At 57.4% G+C, this 5874-nt stretch carries 3 protein-coding genes and 1 pseudogene; all 4 read left to right on the top strand.

The annotated features are described in order from the left end of the window. The first annotated feature begins 154 nt into the window (after positions 1 to 154). The 4 genes and pseudogenes from ACIQ0R_RS10750 (at position 155) to ACIQ0R_RS10735 (ending at position 5514) form a co-directional block, all read left to right on the top strand. A complete protein-coding gene (locus ACIQ0R_RS10750) occupies positions 155 to 1339 on the top strand; it encodes an isovaleryl-CoA dehydrogenase (protein ID WP_395827091.1) in 1185 nt (394 codons plus the stop codon). Between the two features lie 58 nt (positions 1340 to 1397). Further along, a complete protein-coding gene (locus ACIQ0R_RS10745; RefSeq protein WP_395827088.1) occupies positions 1398 to 2339 on the top strand; it encodes a pyridoxal-phosphate dependent enzyme in 942 nt (313 codons plus the stop codon). Then, positions 2336 to 4123, top strand: a complete 1788-nt coding sequence (aceK, locus tag ACIQ0R_RS10740) for a bifunctional isocitrate dehydrogenase kinase/phosphatase (protein ID WP_395827085.1) — start codon at positions 2336 to 2338, stop codon at positions 4121 to 4123. Before ACIQ0R_RS10745 ends, aceK begins: the two co-directional genes overlap by 4 nt. Before the next feature lie 194 nt (positions 4124 to 4317). Continuing rightward, positions 4318 to 5514: pseudogene (locus tag ACIQ0R_RS10735) on the top strand (acetyl-CoA C-acyltransferase). Positions 5515 to 5874: the final 360 nt, after the last annotated feature.

Raw genomic sequence — 5874 nt, 5'->3', positions numbered from 1 at the left:
AGCTCCTTGAACTCCGCCGTGTACATCTGTTTTGGTATCTTCTTCATTGCTGGTCTTTCCAAAGGATCGTTGATTTTACGTTACCTATGGAAGACTAAATTTCGGGGGAAGCTCACTGCGCCGCACACTTTAGATAAAAAACAGGAGACAAAACATGCTGCATTTACCCGGCTTGAGCTTCGACCATGGCGAGGATATCGCTGCTCTGCGTAGCGCGATTGAGGAGTTTGCCGCTGCGGAAATCGCGCCGCGCGCTGCCGAGATCGATCGCAACGATCAGTTTCCGATGGATTTGTGGAAAAAAATGGGCGATCTCGGCTTGCTGGGGATTACCGCCGAGGAGCAATACGGCGGCAGCGGCATGGGTTATCTGGCGCACATCATTGCGATGGAAGAAATCTCGCGCGCCTCAGCTTTGGTTGGCCTGTCGTATGGCGCGCATTCCAATCTGTGCGTCAACCAGATCAAGCGCAACGGCAGTGCCGCGCAAAAAGCCAGGTATTTGCCGAAACTGATTTCCGGCGATCACATCGGCGCGCTGGCGATGTCTGAGCTGAATGCCGGTTCCGATGTGGTCAGCATGAAGCTGCGCGCTGAATTGAAGGGCGACCGCTGGCTGCTCAACGGCACCAAAATGTGGATCACCAACGGCCCCGATGCGGATGTGCTGGTGGTCTATGCAAAAAACGATATCGAAGCCGGCGCGCGTGGCATGACGGCCTTCCTGATCGAAAAGAATTTCAAGGGTTTCAGCGTCGCGCAAAAGCTCGACAAGCTGGGCATGCGCGGCTCGCACACCGGCGAACTGGTGTTTCAGGATTGCGAAGTGCCGCTGGAAAACGTGCTGGGCGGATTGGGGCAGGGCGTCAATGTGCTGATGTCCTGCCTCGATTATGAACGCAGCGTTCTGTCCGGCGGCCCGCTCGGCATCATGCAAGCCTGCATGGATCTGGTGCTGCCGTATGTGCATGAGCGCAAACAGTTCGGCCAGTCGATTGGCGAATTCCAGCTGATGCAGCGGAAATTGGCCGATATGTATTCGACCATGATGGCTTGCAAGGCGTATGTCTATGCCGTCGGCCAGGCCTGCGACCGCGCCCGGACGCCGCAGGCAGCGCGGGCGTTGCGCAAGGATGCCGCCAGCGCGATCCTGTATTCGGCCGAAAAAGCCACCTGGATGGCGGGCGAAGCGATTCAGGCGCTGGGTGGCAACGGTTACATCAATGACTATCCGGCAGGACGCCTGTGGCGCGACGCCAAGCTGTATGAAATCGGCGCCGGCACCAGCGAGATCCGGCGCATGCTGATCGGCCGTGAACTGTTCGCGGAAACAAGTTAAGCGCCACTGCGGTATTGAAATTTGGCATAATTAAAAAACCGACAACAGTGGCAAGACCATGACTTCATTGCACATCCACACCGCATTGCTGCAACATCCGCAACTGTCAGTCGCCTTCGACAAGCAAGTGTTGCTGAAGATGGAAAACACCCAGCCCTCCGGCTCTTTCAAGCTGCGCGGGATCGGCCTGTTGTGCCAGCGTGCAGTGGCGGGCGGCGCCAGCCATCTGGTGTGTCCGTCCGGCGGCAACGCCGGGTTTGCGGCGGCTGTCGCCGGTGCCGCGCTGGGCACCCAAACCACCATCGTGGTGCCGCACACCACCTCGGCCGAAGTGTGTCAGCGCATTCGCGATATCGGTGCCGGGGTGATCGTGCATGGCGCGCTATGGGATGAGGCCAACCAGCATGCGTTGCGCCTGAGCGAACAGCCGGGCAGCATCTACATTCCGCCGTTCGACCACCCCGATATCTGGGATGGCAACGCCACCATGATCGATGAAGCGGTGTTGCAAGCGCGGCAACTCGGGCAGGACTTCGATGTGGTCATCTGCTCGGTCGGCGGCGGTGGTTTGATGAACGGCGTATTGCGCGGCCTGCATCGCAACGGCCTTGCACATATCCCGTTGATCGCGGTCGAGACGGCAGGCGCGGCGTCGCTGTCGGCGGCAGTGAGCGCTGGCAAACCGGTGACGCTGCCGGTGCTCAATACGATTGCCAACAGCCTCGCCGCCAAGCGCGTATCGGCGCAATCTTTTGCTTGGACCCGCCAGCACAAGGTACATAACGTCACGGTCAGCGATAGCCAAGCGGTCAGCGCCTGCCTGGCGTTTGCCGATCAGATGCGGATACTGGTTGAGCCGGCTTGCGGCGCCGCGCTGGCGGTTGCCTATCAACAGTTGCCGGAACTGCTGCCGTACCGGCGGCCGTTGATTGTGGTCTGCGGCGGCATCGGCGTCAGCCTGGCTGCTCTGGCTGGCTGGAAGGAGCGCTTTTCGCTGTGACGACGTCCGCCAGTTTTCCAAAATTATTGTCGTCGCAGATCGCTTTCGATACTGCGCGCATGATATTGGACGGCTTCGACAAGCATTACCGGCTGTTCCGCGAAGCCAGCCGTCGCGCCCAGCAGTATTTTGAAGAGGCCGACTGGAGCGCTGCGCAGCTCGCCGCGCGTGAGCGCATCGATTTTTACGATGCCCGGGTGCGCGAATGCGTGCAGGCGCTGGAAGACGAATACCAGCAGGACGATCTGACCGACGAGGTTTGGCGCGAAGTCAAACTGCACTACATCGGCATGTTGACCGATCATAAACAGCCGGAACTGGCCGAAACCTTTTTCAACTCAGTCTGCTGCAATATCCTGCACCGCACCTATTTCCATAACGATTTCATCTTCGTGCGGCCGACGGTATCGACCGAATACATCGATACCGACGCCGCGCTGCCGACGTATCGGGTCTACTACCCGCTCAAGGATGGCATGCAGTACACGCTCAAGCGGGTGCTGACCAATTTCCGGCTGCAAACGCCGTTTGCCGATCTGGAGCGCGATGTCGGTCTGGCCGAGGCCCGGATCAGGGCCGCATTCGGCGATATCGCCGCGGAGCCAAATCAGCAGATCCAGGTGTTGTCGAACCTGTTTTACCGCAACAAGGGCGCTTATGCGATTGGCAAGATGATCAACGGCGCGCGCGAATATCCGTTTGTGTTGCCGATTTTGCATGATCGCGACGGCCAACTGGTGTTGGACGCGCTACTCTTCGACGACAAGATACTGGCCGTGCTGTTTTCTTTCACCCGCGCCTATTTCATGGTCGACATGGAAGTACCGTCGGCCTATGTGGAATTCCTGCGCAGCCTGCTGCCGAACAAGCCGCGTAGCGAAATCTATACGATCCTGGGGTTGCAGAAGCTCGGCAAGACCCTGTTCTATCGGGATTTTCTGCGCCATTTGCGGCATTCATCGGACCGTTTCGATATCGCGCCGGGGATACGCGGGCTGGTCATGGTGGTGTTTGCGCTGCCGTCGTTTCCATACGTGTTTAAGGTCATCAAGGATTATTTCCCGGCGCCGAAGGAAACCACCAAAGCGCTGGTCAAGGAAAAATACCTGCTGGTCAAGCACCATGATCGCGTCGGTCGCATGGCCGATACGCTCGAATACTCCAGCGTCGCCTTCCCGCGTGGCCGTTTTGCCGATGGTTTGCTCGCTGAGCTGAAACAGGTGGCGCCGTCGGTGCTGGAAGAAGAGGGCGAGCAGGTCATCATCAAGCACCTGTACATAGAGCGCCGCATGCTGCCGTTGAATATCTACCTGAACGACGCCGAGAACAACAACGACCAGGCGGCGCTCGAACATGGGGTGAGGGAGTACGGTAACGCCATCAAGGAACTGGTGGCAGCGAATATTTTTCCCGGCGATATGCTGTACAAAAATTTTGGCGTCACGCGCCACAATCGGGTCGTGTTTTACGACTATGATGAGATTGAATACATTACCGACTGTAATTTCCGCACAATTCCGCCGCCGCGTAATGAGGAAGACGAAATGGCCGCCGAACCGTGGTATCCGGTTGCCAGGAACGATGTCTTTCCAGAACAGTTCGGCGTGTTTTTGCTGGGGAATCAGAACGTCAAGAAGTATTTTCTCAAGCATCATGCAGATTTATTGACGCAACAATATTGGCAGCAACGCAAGCAACATATTCTGGAGGGGTATTTCGACGACGTTTTTCCATATCCGCAAGAATGTCGTTTTACCCACACAGAAACCGGCAAAACCGGTTGAGGGCTATTTTGCCGGGTGGCACCAGCTAATGCATATGTGTGGCAGGCAGCAAATTCGTCGTTTAGCGCAGTTGTTTTATTTTTTCACTAACCAGGCAGCAAAGACGTCCCGCGAGGTGTCGCCTGCGACCCAGGTCGCCAGCCGTGAGCAGTTTGCGGGGCAGCTTATAAGTTGTCGTAATCTGGAGAAGCAGCATGAATGACCCAATCGTTATTGTCGGTGCAGCGCGTACTCCAATGGGTGCGTTTCAAGGTGATTTTTCGGCGCTCAATGCCAGTGATCTGGGCGCAGTGGCGATCAAGGCGGCAGTTGAGCGTGCCGGCCTGAAGCCGGAATAGGTTGATGCGGTATTGTTCGGCAATGTGCTGCAAGCCGGCCAGGGCCAGGCCCCGGCACGCCAGGCGACGATCAAGGCGGGCTTACCGGTCGGCACCAATGCCGCGACTATTTCGAAGGTATGCGGCTCGGCCATGCAGGCCACCATGTTTGCTGTCGACGGCTTGTTGGCAGGCACCCATGAAGTGGTGGCCGCCGGCGGCATGGAATCGATGACCAATGCGCCATACCTGATTCCGAAGGCGCGCGGCGGCTATCGTATTGGCCACGGCACCATCCTTGATCACATGATGCTGGACGGCCTGGAAGATGCTTACTCCAAGGGCGACAACGGCGGTGGCCGTTCGATGGGCACCTTCGGCGAAGATTGCGCCGCCAAGTACCATTTCAGCCGTGCCGATCAGGATGCCTTTGCGATTGCGTCGGTGCAGCGCGCGCAAGCCGCCACTGCCGACGGTTCCTTCAAGTGGGAAATCGCCCCGGTGACCGTGACCAGCCGCGCCGGCGAAGTCGTCATCGACAAGGATGAAGGCCCGCAAAAGGCCAAGCTCGACAAGATTGCGTCGTTGCGCCCGGCGTTCAAGAAAGACGGCACGATTACCGCCGCGTCGTCGTCGTCGATTAACGATGGCGCCGCCGCGCTAGTGCTGATGCGCGGATCGACTGCCAAGAAACTCGGTTGCACACCAATAGCCCGCATTCTGGCGCATGCCAGCCATTCGCAGGAACCGGACTGGTTCACCACGGCGCCGGTCGGCGCGATTGAAAAGCTGTACAAGAAAACCGACTGGACCAGCGCCGATGTCGATCTGTTTGAAATCAACGAAGCCTTTGCGGTAGTGCCGATGGCGGCGATGAAGGAGTACAATATACCGCACGACAAGATCAACGTTCACGGCGGCGCTTGCGCGCTTGGCCATCCGATCGGCGCTTCCGGCGCCCGCATCATCGTTACTCTGCTGGGCGCGTTGAAGGCCAAGGGCGTCAAGCGCGGCGTGGCATCGTTGTGCATCGGCGGCGGCGAAGGCACAGCAATCGCGGTCGAACTGGTTTGAGATGGGGCAAGTCGTGACGAGCCGCAACTAACAAGCTCCAACTAACAAGCCAGCAGGCATCAAAAGGATCAGCGGAAGTCAGCGGAAATGTTGTGAAATTTTCTTTGGTTCCTGCTGATCCTTATTACTTGAATTCGTGAATTACCGATTCAGCAATTCAATGACTGGGCTGGTGAACAAGCGAACAAGCGAACAAGCGAACAAGCGAATTTGATTCATACAAGGTAAAAACAGAGGGTGTGCTGGATTTTGTGTAAACGGAATTTCGTTTAATTCGGCTTCATCCGTTCTTCAAACTGGATAGTGAAGCGGTTAAGTGCTCCCTTCCAGTCCCGCAATGGCATCGTCCACTTCTTGCTG

Source organism: Collimonas sp. (assembly GCF_044339385.1).
Lineage (GTDB): Bacteria > Pseudomonadota > Gammaproteobacteria > Burkholderiales > Burkholderiaceae_D > Collimonas.
The sequence above is the reverse complement of the archived record's forward strand: the minus strand, read 5'-3'. Positions and strand labels throughout refer to the sequence as shown.